At 63.9% G+C, this 15,496-nt stretch carries 17 protein-coding genes; 11 read left to right on the top strand and 6 right to left on the bottom strand.

Going from position 1 to position 15,496, the window contains the following annotated elements; translation table 11 throughout:
• Positions 1–126: 126 nt before the first annotated feature.
• On the bottom strand, positions 127–585 hold the full coding sequence (locus PFU01S_RS22645) for a protein YgfX (protein ID WP_027914572.1): 459 nt from the start codon (positions 583–585) through the stop codon (positions 127–129).
• On the bottom strand, positions 569–823 hold the full coding sequence (locus PFU01S_RS11595; RefSeq protein WP_023534507.1) for an FAD assembly factor SdhE: 255 nt from the start codon (positions 821–823) through the stop codon (positions 569–571). The genes PFU01S_RS22645 and PFU01S_RS11595 overlap by 17 nt, the downstream gene beginning before the upstream one ends.
• A 135-nt stretch (positions 824–958) precedes the next feature.
• Between PFU01S_RS11595 and ygfZ the strand changes: the two genes are divergently transcribed.
• Together ygfZ and PFU01S_RS11585 are read left to right on the top strand one after the other, a co-directional pair.
• The gene (ygfZ, locus tag PFU01S_RS11590; protein WP_027914571.1) at positions 959–1,900 is read left to right on the top strand and encodes a CAF17-like 4Fe-4S cluster assembly/insertion protein YgfZ; all 942 of its coding nucleotides are present in this window, start codon (positions 959–961) and stop codon (positions 1,898–1,900) included.
• A gap of 56 nt (positions 1,901–1,956) precedes the next feature.
• Positions 1,957–2,763, top strand: a complete 807-nt coding sequence (locus tag PFU01S_RS11585; protein ID WP_023534337.1) for an HDOD domain-containing protein — start codon at positions 1,957–1,959, stop codon at positions 2,761–2,763.
• Positions 2,764–2,808: 45 nt separating this feature from the next.
• On the opposite strand, the gene PFU01S_RS11580 is transcribed toward PFU01S_RS11585, so the two are convergent.
• Both PFU01S_RS11580 and PFU01S_RS11575 read right to left on the bottom strand, forming a co-directional pair.
• Entirely contained in the window at positions 2,809–4,188 is a 1,380-nt protein-coding gene (locus PFU01S_RS11580) for a sensor histidine kinase (protein WP_028687232.1), read from the bottom strand.
• Positions 4,181–4,852, bottom strand: a complete 672-nt coding sequence (locus tag PFU01S_RS11575) for a response regulator (RefSeq protein ID WP_027914569.1) — start codon at positions 4,850–4,852, stop codon at positions 4,181–4,183. Before PFU01S_RS11575 ends, PFU01S_RS11580 begins: the two co-directional genes overlap by 8 nt.
• Positions 4,853–5,050: 198 nt before the next feature.
• On the opposite strand from PFU01S_RS11575, the gene PFU01S_RS11570 reads away from it, so the two are divergent.
• The 5 genes from PFU01S_RS11570 (at position 5,051) to PFU01S_RS11550 (ending at position 10,472) form a co-directional block, all read left to right on the top strand.
• Positions 5,051–6,340: an OprD family porin gene (locus PFU01S_RS11570; protein ID WP_028687231.1), complete on the top strand. Its 1,290-nt coding sequence runs from the start codon at positions 5,051–5,053 to the stop codon at positions 6,338–6,340.
• A gap of 32 nt (positions 6,341–6,372) precedes the next feature.
• Positions 6,373–7,353, top strand: a complete 981-nt coding sequence (locus tag PFU01S_RS11565; RefSeq protein WP_028687230.1) for a Bug family tripartite tricarboxylate transporter substrate binding protein — start codon at positions 6,373–6,375, stop codon at positions 7,351–7,353.
• 115 nt (positions 7,354–7,468) lie between these two features.
• Entirely contained in the window at positions 7,469–7,927 is a 459-nt protein-coding gene (locus PFU01S_RS11560) for a tripartite tricarboxylate transporter TctB family protein (RefSeq protein WP_027914566.1), read from the top strand.
• A gap of 3 nt (positions 7,928–7,930) precedes the next feature.
• Complete coding sequence (locus PFU01S_RS11555; RefSeq protein WP_023534356.1) at positions 7,931–9,445, top strand: tripartite tricarboxylate transporter permease; 1,515 nt, start codon at positions 7,931–7,933, stop codon at positions 9,443–9,445.
• Positions 9,438–10,472 carry an AbrB family transcriptional regulator gene (locus PFU01S_RS11550; protein ID WP_027914565.1) on the top strand — a complete coding sequence of 345 codons (1,035 nt, stop codon included), beginning with the start codon at positions 9,438–9,440 and terminating at the stop codon, positions 10,470–10,472. Before PFU01S_RS11555 ends, PFU01S_RS11550 begins: the two co-directional genes overlap by 8 nt.
• A gap of 28 nt (positions 10,473–10,500) precedes the next feature.
• Here the strand turns inward: PFU01S_RS11550 and ung are convergent, their stop codons facing one another.
• A complete protein-coding gene (gene ung, locus PFU01S_RS11545; RefSeq protein WP_027914564.1) occupies positions 10,501–11,193 on the bottom strand; it encodes a uracil-DNA glycosylase in 693 nt (230 codons plus the stop codon).
• A gap of 126 nt (positions 11,194–11,319) precedes the next feature.
• Between ung and dspII the strand changes: the two genes are divergently transcribed.
• On the top strand, positions 11,320–12,426 hold the full coding sequence (gene dspII / locus PFU01S_RS11540) for an enoyl-CoA hydratase/isomerase DspII (RefSeq protein WP_028687229.1): 1,107 nt from the start codon (positions 11,320–11,322) through the stop codon (positions 12,424–12,426).
• A 33-nt stretch (positions 12,427–12,459) separates the two neighbouring features.
• Here dspII and PFU01S_RS11535 read toward each other — a convergent pair whose 3' ends face one another.
• Positions 12,460–12,870 (bottom strand): hypothetical protein, encoded by a 411-nt coding sequence (locus PFU01S_RS11535; RefSeq protein ID WP_027914562.1) that lies wholly within the window; start codon positions 12,868–12,870, stop codon positions 12,460–12,462.
• A gap of 215 nt (positions 12,871–13,085) precedes the next feature.
• Between PFU01S_RS11535 and PFU01S_RS11530 the strand changes: the two genes are divergently transcribed.
• The 3 genes from PFU01S_RS11530 to PFU01S_RS11520 are packed head-to-tail and all read left to right on the top strand — an operon-like array spanning position 13,086 to position 15,466.
• On the top strand, positions 13,086–14,558 hold the full coding sequence (locus tag PFU01S_RS11530; RefSeq protein ID WP_028687228.1) for a sensor domain-containing diguanylate cyclase: 1,473 nt from the start codon (positions 13,086–13,088) through the stop codon (positions 14,556–14,558).
• A 1-nt stretch (position 14,559) separates the two neighbouring features.
• Positions 14,560–14,784 (top strand): cysteine-rich CWC family protein, encoded by a 225-nt coding sequence (locus tag PFU01S_RS11525; protein ID WP_028687227.1) that lies wholly within the window; start codon positions 14,560–14,562, stop codon positions 14,782–14,784.
• A complete protein-coding gene (locus PFU01S_RS11520) occupies positions 14,774–15,466 on the top strand; it encodes a pseudouridine synthase (protein ID WP_027914559.1) in 693 nt (230 codons plus the stop codon). Before PFU01S_RS11525 ends, PFU01S_RS11520 begins: the two co-directional genes overlap by 11 nt.
• Positions 15,467–15,496 lie beyond the last annotated feature (30 nt).

Raw genomic sequence — 15,496 nt, 5'->3', positions numbered from 1 at the left:
CAGTGTCTGAACTACCGCGCGCTTAGAAGCCAAAGCAAGAGCAAGAGCAAGAGCAAGAGCAAGAGCAAGAGCAAGAGCAAGAGCAAGAGCAAGAGCAAGAGCAGACGCGGCGCCAGCCTGCATAGTTTAGTGCTGCATGGGCGCCACCCAGCGCCTGCGGCTGAACTTCAACCTCACCCGCAAACGCCGATGCTCATCGATCCCAAGCGCATCCCAGGGCACACATTGGCTGCGCCCCCACCCTGCCCCAACCGGTACGAATCTCAGCACTACGAGCGCGGGCAACGCGATGCTGTCACGACACAGCCGCACAGGCTGCCACCCCCGGGCCCGTGAAAACACCCACCAGCCGGCTCCGTCACGACGAAGCCCGGTGACAGCCTGAACATGCGTCAACAGAATACGACGCGGAATAGCCCACGCCGCATGAACACTACATGCAGCGATCACCAGCAGTCCCAACCAGAACGGTAACGGGCTGACAAGCACGGCGAACCAGGCGAGCGCCTGGCTGATCAGGTAGGCCACCAGCAACAGGCGTGAGCCCTGCCAGCGGCATTCGAACCACTCACTTGGGTTGGACACGGTCCAGGATGATGCGAACCATGCGCTGCAACTCCGGGTCCTCGGACTCGGTACGCTCCATGAACCAGCCGAACATGTCCTGGTCCTCACAGCTCAGCAGCCGAACATACAACTGACGATCGGTTTCGTTGAGGCTGGGGTAGACCTCCTGGGTGAAAGGCACTAGCAGGACGTCCAGTTCCAGCATACCGCGGCGGCTATGCCAGAAAAGCCGGTTGAGTTCAGTTTGTTCGACCATGGGGCCCTCCTCGAGTGGCCCGCCAGTATACAGCCAGCCGCGCGAAGCGACAGCCAACTGTTGGTCTAAGTCACCTACCTATTTTGTTACCAGCGTTCTATGATGGCCCCAGACTTTAAGCCACCGCGATGACCCATGGCCGATACCGCTTTCTTCTGCCCTCTGTCCCACGAAGGCATTCTCGCTGTCCGCGGCTCCGATGCAGGCAAATTCCTGCAGGGCCAGCTGACCTGCAACATCAACTACCTCAGCCCCGAATACGCCAGCTTTGGCGCACGTTGCATGGTCAAGGGGCGCATGCAGTCCAGCTTCAGAATCTTGCCTGAAGGCAACGGTTACCTCCTGGCCATGGCCAGTGAATTGCTGGAGCCTCAGCTGGCCGACCTGAAGAAATACGCTGTGTTTTCCAAGGCCACCCTGACCGACGAAAGCGCCGCCTGGGTGCGTTTCGGCCTGCACGACGGCCAGGCAGCGCTTGTGGCACTGGGGCTGGAACTGGCGCCCGAAGCCGGCAGCACGGCGCGGCAGGAAGGGCTGATCGCTGTAACGGTCAGCACCGGCCGCACCGAGCTCTGGGTACCGGCAGATCAGGCAGGCGAGGTTCGCAAGACCCTGGCCGACACACTACCCGAAGCCGGCCTCAACCCATGGCTGCTGGGGCAGATCCGCGCCGGGATCGGTCAGGTGCTGGGGCCTACCCGCGAGCAGTTCATTCCGCAAATGATCAACCTGCAAGCCGTCGATGGCGTCAGCTTCAAGAAAGGGTGCTACACCGGCCAGGAAATCGTTGCACGCATGCAGTACCTGGGCAAGCTCAAGCGTCGCATGTACCGCCTGGCAATCGATCAGCAAACCCTGCCGGCACCTGGGGAGCAGCTCTTCTCCCCCGTGCATGGCTCCTCGGTAGGCGATGTGGTGATGGCGGCCAGCACCGGCAGTGGCTGTGAGCTGCTCGCGGTGATCGCAGCCGATGCCGTGGAGGATGGCAACCTGCACTTGGGTCATCTCGAAGGCCCGCCCCTGCAGGTACTGCCCCTGCCCTACGAACTGGACCGCGACAGGGAAATCCAGCGCTGACCAGCCCCGCCCCGCTTTGACAGCGGGGCCGCTTCACCACTGCGGTAGACACGTCCATGAACAAGCTGGCCGAAATGGTCCAGGCGCAACTGCTGGATGCCATTGAAAAGGATGACCTGGTACTTCCGACTTTGCCTGAGGTTGCCTTGAGCATCCGCGAGGCCGCCGAAGACAGCGAGATCAGCGTGGCGGCCTTGAGCCGGGTGATCGGCCGCGATGCCGCCTTGTCGGCACGCCTGATCAAGGTGGTCAACAGCCCGCTGCTGCGGGCCACGGTCGAGGTGACCGAGCTGCACACGGCGATCACTCGCCTGGGCATCAACTACAGCTGCAATCTGGCCATCGGCCTGGTCATCGAGCAGATCTTCCACGCGCGTTCGCCTGCAGTTGAGCAAAAACTGCGCGAAATCTGGGCCAACAGCCTTGAGGTCGCCGGCATGAGTTACGAGTTGGCCCGGCGCTACACGCGGCTCAAGCCTGATCAGGCGGCACTGGGCGGCCTGGTCAACCAGATCGGCGCGCTGCCAGTTCTGATCTACGCCGAAGAGCACAACGAGCTGCTGTCCGATCCGGTCTGCCTGCACCATGTCATCGAACTGATCCAGCCCGTACTGGGCGACAAGATACTCAAGGCATGGGAGTTTCCCGAACAGCTGGTCAAGCTGCCCGGCCTGGTTCAGGACCTGGATCGACAGACCGACCGCATCGACTACATCGATGTGGTCCAGATCGCCCGCTGCATCAGCCAGCGTGGGCGAGAGAGGCCGCTGGCGGCCTTGCCAGCCTACCGGCACCTGGGCTTGCCCATGGGGAGCGAGCTGCACGCCGAGGATCTGCTCGAAGCCCGCAGCTTGTTGCGCTGAGGGCTTCGCTCTGCCTGGCGGCCGGATTGATCCGAGCGCCCACGCTTAGTCAGCGATGAAACTCACCCGCACGCGCAGCCCGCCGTTGTCGCCATCATGCAGGCTGATCTGCGCCAGGTGAGCCCGGCAGATCTCCCCCACGATCGCGAGGCCCAACCCGCTGCCCAGGGCGCTACGGCGATAGAAGCGCTCGAACACCCGCTCGCGCTCGGCTTCTGGAATGCCGGGGCCGTCGTCCTCCACCTCGAGCACCGCAGGCGCGAGCACGCGCAGGATGACGTTGCCGCCCTTTGGGGTGTGGGCCAGGGCATTGTCGACCAGGTTGCTCAACAGCTCGTTGAGCAACGTCGGCTCGCCTTTGAGCCATACCGGTGCCTGCGCCTCGAGGGCCAGTGCAACGCCACGATTGTGCGCCAACGGCGCCATGGCCATGCCCAGCTCGCGCGCCAGTTGGCTGAGGTCCAGGCGCTGGGCGCCCCCCTCGGCGATCGCACGCGCGCCGTTTTCCACACGCGCCAGTGAAAGCAACTGGTTGGCCAGGTGCGTCAATTTGTCGGTGCCCTGCGCCGCCGCTTCCAGCGTCTGGTGCCACTGTTGCGGCTCATTGGCGCGCAAACCCAGTTCCACCCGCGCTTTGAGCGCCGCCAGGGGCGTACGCAGCTCGTGGGCAGCATCGGCGATGAACTGCGCCTGGCGCTCGAACTGTGCACGCAAACGCTCGGTGAAGTGGTTGAGCGCCCCCACCAGTGGCCGCAATTCAGGCTGCACTTGTACCACCGGCAATGGGCGCAGATCGTCCGGCTGGCGCTCCTCGACCGCCGTGCGCAGGCGCTCGAGCGGTCGCAGCGCCGCACTGACGGCGAACCACACCATCACCAAAGCGCCCAGGGCCAACATGCCCAGACGCAGCAAGGTATCCCCCATCAGGCCCCGGGCCATGCTCACCCGCGCCTCATCGGTTTCAGCCACGCGAATTTCCGCCATGCCGTTCATGTTCGGCTCGCTCACCGCTTTGAGCAGGCTGACCACTCGCACGTTCTGCCCCAGATACGTCGCGTCATAGAATCGCGCCAAGGCGGGATAGTCGTCTGTACGCGGTGTACCAGACGGCGGGGGCGGCAGTTTTTCATACCCTGAAATCAGCCGTTGGTTGATGTCCAGGACCTGGTAGTAGATACGTCCTGCGCTGTCGTAGGCAAAGGTGTCGAGTGCCACATAGGGCACATCGGCGCTCAACGACCCGTCGCGTTGCGACAGGCCCGCAGCGATGGTACGGGCGGACGCCAGCAGTGTCCGGTCGTAGGCGGTGTCCGCCGCCTCGCGGCCGTTCCAGTAGGCACTGAGCCCACTGGCCAGCATCAGGACCACCAGCAGCAGCGCCAGATTACCCAGCAGGCGCCCACGCAGGCTGACATTCTCACGCATCGCGATGCTCGAGCAGGTAACCCAGGCCGCGGAAGGTGACGATGGCCACCGAATGGCCATCAAGCTTCTTGCGCAGGCGATGAACGTAGATCTCGATGGCATCGGGGCTGGCGTCCTCGTCCAGGCCGAACACCTGGGCCGCCAACTGCTCCTTGCTCATCACCCGGCCCGGCCGGGCGATCAAGGCTTCGAGCACACCCTGCTCGCGGGAAGTCAGGGACAACGGGGCCTCATCCAAGGTGAACCGTCGGGTATCGAGGTCATACACCAGCGGCCCGCAGCGCTGCTGGCGTTCGCCCCCGAGCACACTACGGCGCAACAGCGCCTTGACCCGCGCCTCAAGCTCGGTCAGCTCGAACGGCTTGGCCAGGTAATCGTCAGCCCCCAGGTTCAGGCCATGGACCCGATCCTTGACGTCGCTGCGGGCGGTGAGCATCAGCACCGGTACGGTCTTGCCACGTCCGCGCAGACGGGCCAGCACCTCGAAGCCGTCCATGCGCGGCAAGCCCACGTCGAGCACGGCCACGGCGTAGTCCTCACTGCCAAGGGCCAGGTCGGCAGCCACCCCGTCATGCAGCACATCCACAGTCAGGCCCAGACTTTTCAAGGCCTGGGCCACACTGTCGGCCAATTGCAGATGATCTTCTACCAGCAGCACACGCATCGGATTGTCCCTGTTAGGTGGGGCGATGGCGCGGAGTGTACCCCGCCGCCGCGGCCTGTGAAGCCGGCGCGACAAACCTTTCACGCTGAAAGGTTAGCGAAAGGTTCGTTACCTAGCATCGCACCACGGTCGCCCCGAGCGCCGAATAAAGCACCAGCAAGGTGCAATCGAATAAGAACAAGAAACGGAGCCACAACGATGCTGTCATTGCAGCCGCAGGCGCTCGCACCTGCTCGTTCCCTCGCCGCACGCCCCAGCGCCATCGCCAGCGCCCTCGCGCTCGCCGGCGTCGCCCCGCTCAGCCAGGCCGCCTTCTTCGAAGACAGCACGGCCACCTTCGAAACCCGCAACATGTACTTCAATCGCGACTTTCGCGATGGCACCAGTGCGCAACAATCCAAGCGCGACGAATGGGCCCAGGGGTTCATGCTCAACCTCGAATCCGGTTACACCGAAGGTACCGTAGGCTTCGGCGTGGATGCGCTGGGCATGATGGGCATCAAGCTCGATTCAAGCCCTGACCGTACCGGCAGTGGCCTGCTGCCCACCCATGACAATGGCAAGGCTGCCGACGAGTACTCAAAGCTCGGCCTGACCGCCAAGGCCAAGATTTCCAAGACCGAACTGAAGATCGGCACCCTGATCCCCTCCCTGCCCACCCTGCGCCCCAACGATGGCCGCATTCTGCCGCAAACCTTCGAAGGCGGTCTGCTCACCTCCAAGGAAATCAAGGGCCTGACCTTCACTGGTGGGCGCCTGGACAAGGCAAAGGACCGTGACGACACCAACTGGGAAGACCTGGCACTGAACAACAAGAACGGCCGCTTCGGTGGCTCGTTCAGCGCAGACAACCTGTCGCTGGCGGGGCTGGACTATCAGTTCAGCGACCGGTTGACCGGCAGCTATCACTTCGCCCAACTGGATGACATCTACCGCCAGCACTTCATCGGCCTGCTCGCCACCCAAGCCGTAGGCCCAGGCGCACTAGCCTTCGACCTGCGCCTGGCGCTGAGCGATGACGCAGGGGCTGCCAGGGCCGGCAGCATCGACAACACCACCTTCAACGGCATGGTCAGTTATGCCCTGGGTGGGCACAAGTTCAGCGCCGGCTGGCAGCAGCTGACCGGCGACAGCGCGTTCCCCTATGTCGATGGCGCCGACCCCTACCTGGTCAACTTCGTCCAGATCAACGACTTCGCCAATGCCGACGAGCGCTCCTGGCAGGCCCGCTACGACTACAACTTTGCCGCACTCGGCGTGCCTGGCCTGACGTTCCTGACCCGCTATATCAGCGGCGACAACGTCAGCCGTGCCAGCGGTGGCGAGGGCAAGGAATGGGAGCGTGATACCGAGCTGAAATACGTGGTGCAGAACGGCCCGCTCAAAAACGTGGCGGTGCGCCTGCGAAACGCGACCTTCCGCTCCAATTTCGCCCGTGACGCCGACGAAGTGCGGCTGCTGGTGAGCTACAGCGTCGCCCTGTGGTAACCCGATAACAACAACGCCTACGGAGATAGACCATGACCTTTTCACTGCGCCGTATCGTACTGGCAACCGGCTGCCTGCTGCTGGCAGGCAATGCCCTGGCCGCCGAACCCAAACGCCCCGAATGCATCGCCCCGGCCTCGCCTGGCGGCGGCTTCGACCTGACCTGCAAGCTGGTGCAAAGCGCCTTGGTGCAGGAGAAGATCCTGAGCAAGCCCATGCGCGTGACCTACATGCCTGGCGGTGTCGGCGCTGTGGCCTACAACGCGGTAGTAGCCCAACGCCCAGCCGATGCCGGGACCCTGGTGGCCTGGTCGAGCGGTTCGCTGCTGAACCTGGCCCAGGGCAAGTTCGGTCGCTTCGATGAAAATGCAGTGAAATGGCTGGCTGCCGTCGGTACCAGCTACGGCGCGATCGCAGTCAAGAGCGACTCGCCCTACAAAACCCTCGACGACCTGGTCGCGGCGCTGAAGAAAGATCCGAGCAAGGTGGTGATCGGCTCCGGCGGCACCGTAGGCAGCCAGGACTGGATGCAAACCGCCCTGATCGCCAAGGCTGCCGGCATCAACCCACGCGACCTGCGCTACGTGGCACTTGAAGGCGGCGGCGAAATCGCCACGGCATTGCTCGGCGGCCATATCCAGGTAGGCTCCACCGACATCTCCGACTCCATGCCGCACATCGAGAGCGGCAACATGCGCCTGCTGGCCGTGTTCTCGGAAAAACGCCTGGACGACCCGGCCATGAAGGACATCCCCACTGCCAAGGAACAGGGCTATGACATCGTCTGGCCTGTGGTGCGCGGCTTCTACCTCGGCCCGAAAGTGAGCGACGAAGACTACGCCTGGTGGAAAGCCTCGTTCGACAAGATGCTGGCCTCCGAAGACTTCGCCAAATTGCGTGACCAGCGTGAGCTGTTCCCCTTCGCCATGACGGGTGAAGAGCTCGATGGCTACGTCAAGAAGCAAGTCGCTGACTACAAGATGCTGGCCAAGGAATTCGGCCTGGTGCAGTAACCCAGGCTGCCGGTTTTTCCTGGCAGGAGCAGGCAGACGCTGCCGTGCATGGCCTGGGCCTTGGCCCAGGTTCACGGGTGTGCCGCTCCCATCGCTACTTACCGAGGATTCCTCCATGATCCTGCAACGCATCTTCGCCCTGATTCTGCTGGCCGTGTGCGCCGCCCTGGCCGTGATGGCCTGGCCGTATCAGGCGGCGTTTTCCTATGAGCCGGTAGGCCCACGTGCCTACCCGCTGCTGATGCTCGGCCTGATGAGCCTGGGCTTGCTGTACATGGCGATCCGCCCCACGCCGATCGTGCACAAGGACGACGAGCCGGCGTTGGACAAGGCGACCCTGACCAAGATCGCTGCCTGCATCGGCCTGCTGCTGATTTTCGCGGCCACCTTCGAGTCCCTTGGCTTCATCCTCAGCGCCATCCTGGCCGGTGTGCCCATGGCGCGCCTGTATGGCGGTCGCTGGCTGCACAGCGTCATCGTCGTGGTTGGCATGAGCCTTTTCCTCTACTGGCTGTTCGACCGCGTCATGGACGTGCCCCTGCCCCTTGGCCTGCTGAGCGTACTGGAGAACTGACACATGGATACCTTGAGCTACCTGGGCCAGGGCTTCGGCGTCGCCCTGTCCCCTTACAACCTGGTCACTGCCCTGTCCGGCACGCTGATCGGTACCGTCGTCGGCCTGCTGCCGGGCCTGGGCCCGATCAATGGCGTGGCCCTGCTGATTCCCATCGCCTTCGCCCTGGGCCTGCCTCCGGAGTCGGCGCTGATCCTGCTGGCTGCGGTGTACCTGGGCTGCGAGTACGGTGGCCGGATCAGCTCGATCCTGCTAAACATCCCGGGCGAAGCGTCGACGGTGATGACCACCCTGGACGGCTACCCAATGGCCCGCCAGGGCTTGGCGGGCGTGGCCCTGTCCCTGTCGGCCTGGAGCTCGTTCATCGGCGCTTTCATCGCCACCTGCGGCATGGTGCTGTTCGCCCCGCTGCTGGCCAAGTGGGCAATCGCCTTCGGCCCGGCCGAGTATTTCGTGCTGATGGTGTTCGCCATTGTCGCCCTGGGCGGTATGGCCGGCGACAAGCCGCTCAAGACCTTCATCGCCGCCTTGATCGGCCTGTTTTTGTCGGCGGTGGGCATCGACGCCAACAGTGGCGTGTACCGCTTCACCGGTGACAGCGTGCACTTGGCCGACGGCATTCAGTTCGTCGTGCTGGTGCTGGGCCTGTTCTCGATCAGCGAAATTCTGTTGCTGCTGGAAAAGACCCACCACGGCCACCAGGCAGTCAAGGCCACCGGGCGCATGCTGTTCAACTTCAAGGAAGCGGCGTCGGTGTTCGCGGTGAACATTCGCTGCGGCCTGCTGGGCTTCGTGATGGGCGTGTTACCAGGCGCAGGTGCCACGCTGGCCAGTGCGGTGGCCTACATGACCGAAAAACGCATGGCCGGTGCCAGCGGCAAGTTCGGCAAGGGTGACGCCCGTGGCCTGGCTGCACCGGAAACGGCCATCGGCGCCTCCTGCTGTGGCGCCCTGGTGCCCATGCTGACCCTTGGCGTACCGGGTTCGGGAACCACGGCGGTGATGATCGGCGCGCTGACCCTCTACAACATCACCCCTGGCCCGCTGCTGTTCGAACAGCAACCTGACATCGTCTGGGGCCTGATCGCGTCGCTGTTCATCGCCAACATCATGCTGGTGATCCTGAACATCCCGATGATCCGCATCTTCACCCGCATCCTGGCCGTACCGAACTGGGCCCTGGTGCCGGTGATCGCCATCATCACCGGGATCGGCGTCTACGCCGTGCATGCCACCACCTTCGACCTGTTCCTGATGGTCGGCATCGGCATCATGGGCTACATCCTGCGCAAGCTGGACTTCCCGCTTTCGCCGATTCTGCTGGGCTTCATTCTGGGTGGCCTGATGGAGCAGAACCTGCGCCGTGCATTGTCGATCTCCAATGGCGAGCTGGGCATTCTCTGGTCGAGCCCGATCAGCATGGGTGTCTGGGCACTGGTAGCGCTCATGCTCGCGCTGCCCATGGTGCGCATCTGGCGCAAACGCAGCCTTCAGCGCCGGGCCATGGCCGATGCCTGATCGCGCGTTGCCGCTGTACTGGGCAACTGGGCTGGTCGGCCTTGCTGGCGGTTTCGCCGCCAGCAAGGTCGGCTGGCCTTTGCCGTGGATGGTCGGCTCGCTGCTGGCGATCATCGCGGTACGTTGCCTGAGCCCTTGGCAGTTGCCAGAGATACCCAATGGCCGGCGCTGCGGGCAATGCATCATCGGCCTGGGCATCGGCCTGCACTTCACGCCCCAGGTCATCGAGCAAGTGGGCAGCCATTTCGCCCTGATCTTCTTCGGCGCCTTGTTCACCACGGTCTCAAGCGTGCTTGGCGTGTGGTTGTTGCGCCGCTCGGGTGAGGACCGCGCCACCGCGTTCTTTGCCAGCATGCCAGGCGGCTCCGGTGAAATGGTCAACCTCGGTGCGCGCAATGGCGCGGTACTGAGCCAGGTAGCCGCAGCCCAGAGCCTGCGCGTGCTGGCCGTGGTGCTGTGCGTGCCGGCGCTGTTCAAGCTGCTGCTGGGCGATGGCGTAGCGCTCAACCACACCGGCAGCGTCAGCTGGGCCTGGCTGGCCCTCATCGCACCGCTGGGGGTGGCCGCCGGGTGGCTCTGGCAGCGGCTGCAACAGCCCAACCCATGGCTGTTCGGGCCGCTGCTGGTGGCAGCCACCTTCAGCCTGGCCGCCGACTTGCAGATTGCCCTGCCCAATGGCGCCAGTCAGATCGGCCAATGGCTGATCGGCAGCGGCCTGGCCTGCCACTTCAACCGTGCGTTCTTCCGCCGAGCCCCGGCATTTCTGGGGCGCACGCTGGTGGCGACTGCCTTGAGCATGGCCCTGGCTGGCGCTGCCGCCTGGGGCTTGAGCCTGCTGACAGCCTTGGACCTGCGCTCACTGACGCTGGGCATGATGCCCGGGGGCATCGCTGAAATGAGCCTGACCGCCGAAACGCTGCAACTGTCGGTGCCCCTGGTGACCGCTTTGCAAGTGATGCGCCTGCTCTTCGTGCTGTTCCTGGCCGAGCCCCTGTTCCGTTACTGGATGAGCACGCGGCCCTCATGACCTGTGGGGCCTGACGGCCCCGCCTGGCTCACAGCGGTGGCAACGCCCAGTTGATGGGCGCTAGCCCGCGCTGCTCGAGAAAACCGTTGGCACGGCTGAAATGTCCACAGCCAAGAAAACCGCGGTACGCCGACAACGGCGAGGGGTGCACAGACTTGAGCACCAGGTGCTTGGTGCCGTCGATCAGCTTCTGCTTGCTCTGCGCATGGGAGCCCCACAGCAGAAACACCACGTGCTCGCACTGTTCGCTGACCACCTCGATGATACGGTCGGTGAAGAACTCCCAGCCTTTCTTGGCATGGGATGCCGCGTTGCCCCGCTCCACGGTCATGGTGGTATTGAGCAGCAACACACCCTGCTCGGCCCAGCTTTGCAGGTAGCCATGGTTGGGGATGGGAATATTCAGATCGCGATGCAGCTCCTTGTAGATGTTCACCAGCGACGGCGGCGTCGGCACGCCAGGCTGCACCGAGAAGCACAGGCCATGGGCCTGCCCTGGGCCGTGGTACGGGTCCTGGCCGAGGATCACCACCTTGACCTGATCCAGGGGGGTGGAGTTGAGTGCATTGAAGATCAGCGGGCCAGGCGGGTAGATCTGCTTGCCGGCGGCATATTCACCACGCAGGAACTCGCGCAACTGCTGCATGTAAGGCTGCTCGAACTCGGCACGCAAGGCGGCTTTCCAACTGGGCTCGAGTTTGATGCGATCGTCGTCAGTCATGTGGGCTTCCGTAAACAATGGGGCGACACTAGGGGTGACACCGACGCTTGTCAAACGATCCGACCAGTGCCCGGCGGGATCGACCAGGCAGGCCATACTTGAGCGGTGACCTGAATGAGGTAAGCCATGAGCATTCACTGCCAAGTCCTGACAGGCGCCGACGGCGCTCGCCTGGGCATCGTCACCCTCGATGCGCCAAGGGCGCTCAATGCCCTCGACCTGCCAATGATAGAGACGCTGGCCGAGCAGTTGCACAGCTGGGCGCAAGACCCGGGCATCGCCTGTGTGCTGCTGCGTGGCAATGGCGCCAAGGCCTTCTGCGCCGGTGGCGACGTGCGGGCGCTGGCCCAGGCGTGCCGCGAGCAGCCTGGCAGCGTGCCACCGCTGGCCGCGTCGTTCTTCGCCGCCGAATATCGCCTGGACCATGCCCTGGACACTTATCCCAAGCCGCTGCTGTGCTGGGGCCATGGCCATGTGCTGGGCGGCGGCATGGGTTTGCTTCAGGGCGCCAACGTACGCATCGTGACCCCCAGCAGCGTATTGGCCATGCCAGAGATCAGCATTGGTCTGTACCCCGATGTCGGGGCCAGTTGGTACCTGGCCCGCTTGCCGGGCAAGCTGGGGTTGTTCCTGGGGCTCACCGGTGCGCCTGTCAATGCGCGCGATGCGCTGGACCTGGGGCTGGCCGACCGCTTCATGGGCGAAGACCGACAAGCGGCGTTGATCGATGAACTGCTGCAGGTGAACTGGCAGGAGCAGACCGCGCTCCAGCTCAACAGCCTGTTCAGGGCTGAGGAGCATTGTGCCCGCCAAACGCTACCCACAGCCCAGTGGTTGCCGCGCCGCGCGCTCATCGACGCATTGCTCGATGTCACCTGCGCAGGCGCTGCCTGGCGGGCCGTGGCGGGCCTGCGCCAGCACGAGGACCCACTGCTCTCGGCAGCCGCCGAGCGCATGCTGGCGGGCTGCCCGCTGACGGCTCATCTGGTGTGGGAGCAGATCCGTCGGGCCCGGTACTTGTCACTGGCGCAGGTGCTGCAGATGGAGTACGCCATGAGCCTGAACTGCTGTCGCCACCCTGAGTTCAGCGAAGGGGTGCGCGCACGCCTGCTGGACAAGGATCACCAGCCACGCTGGCACTGGCCGGATGTGGACCATGTGCCCGCAGCCGTGGTACAGGCACACTTCCAAGCACCCTGGGAAGGCCATCACCCACTGTCGGACCTGCACTAGCGGCTCGTAAGTGCCAGGGTGCTTGTCACCTGATCAGTGTCCTCGTCCACGCCTGTCACCCCAGCCGCCTTGATGTCGACCTCCATCCTGATAGCGCGGGCCATCGTTGCGGTAGTCGTGCCGGTCACGGTCACGCCTGTAGTCCCAGCGCTGGCGATGACCATAATCGTAGCGCGGGTTGCCGTGCCAGCGGCGCACGTCGGGCGGCGGCAACGGTCGGTAGCCGGGCGGCGCATGGTAACGAGGCACCGGTTGGTAGTAGTAGCGCGGTTGTGGCGCCACCGGATAACGACCGTAGCGGTAATAGCCGGGCGCGTAGCCAGGCGAGACATACCGGTCCGTGACGTAATAGTCGGAGCGGTAGTAGGTCGACCGTCCAGCGTACGGCGCACAGGCGCCAAGCGTCAGCCCGAGCAGGGCCACAAGCAGAATTCGATAGGACATAGGCGGCCTCCCGGACCGCTGAGGTGCCCGCACAGCGAACGCTGCCGAGCGTCGATGCACAACACGTTGATCGACATGGAATCAGACAAGCGCCAACTCGTGCAGTGCCATACTGGTAATAATTTGATACAGCTGCAGCTTCCGAACAAAATCTTGCAGTTATTTAGTGCCCAGAACACTAGAATATGCGGCCCGGCACACATCATGGGAAGATCATGCCTTCACGCTCCGCTCCGTCATCGCAGCGTTCGTTAATCGCCGCCCTGCTGATGCTGCTGGCCTGCGGTTTCCTCGCCACGTCGCTGCTGAGTTATTTCTCCTCGCGCAGCGCCATACGTGACGGCATCATCAATACCGAACTGCCCCTGACTTCCGACACGGTTTATTCGGAAATCCAGAAAGACCTGATTCGCCCTGTTCTGATCGCATCGATGATGGCCCAGGACACCTTCCTGCGTGACTGGGTGCTGGCCGGTGAGCAGGACGCCCAGCGCATGACCCGCTACCTGGGCGAGTTGACGGGCAAGCAGGACATCTTCACGTCCTTTTTCGTCTCCGAACGCACGCTGACCTACTACCAGGCCAAGGGCGTGCTTAAGCAGGTCCAGCCCCAGGCCTGGCGTGATGCCTGGTACTTCCGCCTGCGCGACCAGGCAGCGCCTTACGAGATCAATGTAGACCTGGACATGGCCAACCAGGACAACCTCACCGTGTTCATCAACTACAAGGTGCACGACTATCAGGAGCGCTTCATCGGCGCTGCGGGGGTAGGGCTGAGCGTTTCGACCGTGGTCAGGATGATCGACCAGTACCAACATCGCTATCAGCGATCCGTGGTCTTCGTCGACGCCCAGGGCAAGGTGTTGATGACAGGCTCGGGTGGTGGCCCGCAGGGCCTGCGCGTCGGCCAGTCGCTGGTCGACAGCCCAGACCTGGGCGGCGTGCTCGCACACCAGCCGGTGCCTGGCGAGGGCAGTCATGAATACCGTGACCTTGCAGGCCACAGCCATTTTCTGAACGTACGCCACTTGCCGGAACTGGACTGGTACCTGCTGGTGGACAAGCGCGAGACCGGGGCGCTGGACCGGATTCGTCATTCGCTGTACCTGAACCTGGCGATCTGCGCCATGATCACCCTCGTGGTGGTGGCCCTGGTGCATGCGATGGTGCGCCGTCACCAGGCCAGCACCGAAGCCCTGGCCACGCTCGACAGCCTGACCGGGCTGCCCAACCGACGCAGCTTCGACCTGCTGGCCGCCCAGGCGCTGCGCGAGGCCCAGCGTGACAACAGTCCGCTGGTGGCGTTGCTGATCGACCTGGACCACTTCAAAGTGCTCAACGACACCTATGGTCACCTGGCAGGCGACGAAGTGCTGCGCCAATTTGCCAATGTCCTGCAAGGCAGCATTCGCCAGTCCGATATACTCTGCCGCTGGGGAGGCGAGGAGTTCATCGTGCTGCTGCGTGAGGCCGATGCTTGCCAGGCGAACGAGGCTGCCGAAAAGATCCGGCGCCGCGCCGAGCAACTGACCTTCAGTTACGAAGACCAGCCGCTGCGCCTGACCACCAGCATCGGGGTCAGCCACCTGAAGTCAGGCGACACGTTGCATACCCTCCTGACCCGCGCCGACGGCGCCCTCTATCGTGCCAAACAGGCTGGCCGCAACCGTGTCTGCACTGAAACCTGATATGAACGACGATCAATACTGCCCCGCCTGCGGTGCCCTTAACCAGTGCACCCTGGCCGACCCTGCCCAGGCCACCCAGGCCTGCTGGTGCTTCAGTGTGCGCATCGACCCGGCCGTGCTGCAGGCCCTGCCTGCCGAACTGCGCGACCGTGCCTGCCTGTGCCCAAGCTGCGCGGGCGTCGAGGCCCAATTGGCATCGCCTGCTGGTTTCACCCATGCGCCTTGATCGTTTTCTTGCCAACCTGCCGACCTGCAACCGCCAGCATGCGCGCCTGATGCTGGCTCAACGTCGCGTGCGCGTCGATGGCCAGGTAACCAGCGACCCGCTGACGGAAGTGCGGGCGTTCAGCCGGGTCGAGCTGGACGATGAGGTGCTGCAGGCGGGCCACCCGCCACGCTACCTGATGCTGCACAAGCCGGCCGGTTGCGTCAGCGCCACCCACGACCCCCAGCATCCGACCGTCATGGATTTGCTGCCCGACGCGCTTGCGCAGGGTCTGCATATTGCCGGGCGCCTGGACTTCAATACCACCGGGCTGATGATCCTGACCAACGATGGCCAGTGGTCCCGGCGGCTGACCCAACCCACCACCAAGCTGCCCAAGCATTACCTGGTCGAAACCCAGGACGAGATCGGCGAGCACTACGTGGCCCGGTTTCAGGAGGGTTTCCACTTTGCTTTCGAAAACCTGACGACCCAACCGGCCGACCTGCAGATCCTCGGGCCGCGCCTGGCCCGGCTCGCCATCGTCGAAGGGCGCTACCATCAGGTCAAACGCATGTTCGGGTTCTACGACAATAAGGTGGTCAAGCTGCACCGGGAGCGCATGGGCGCCATCGCGCTGGACCTGGACCTGCCGCCAGGGGCATACCGTGAACTCACGCGCGAGGAAATCGCTGCCGTGTAGGCGAGCCTTAGGCGCATGGAGGGGAGCACG

Origin of the sequence: Pseudomonas fulva NBRC 16637 = DSM 17717 (assembly GCF_000730565.1) — a bacterium.
Taxonomy (GTDB): domain Bacteria; phylum Pseudomonadota; class Gammaproteobacteria; order Pseudomonadales; family Pseudomonadaceae; genus Aquipseudomonas; species Aquipseudomonas fulva.
The sequence above is the reverse complement of the archived record's forward strand: the minus strand, read 5'-3'. Positions and strand labels throughout refer to the sequence as shown.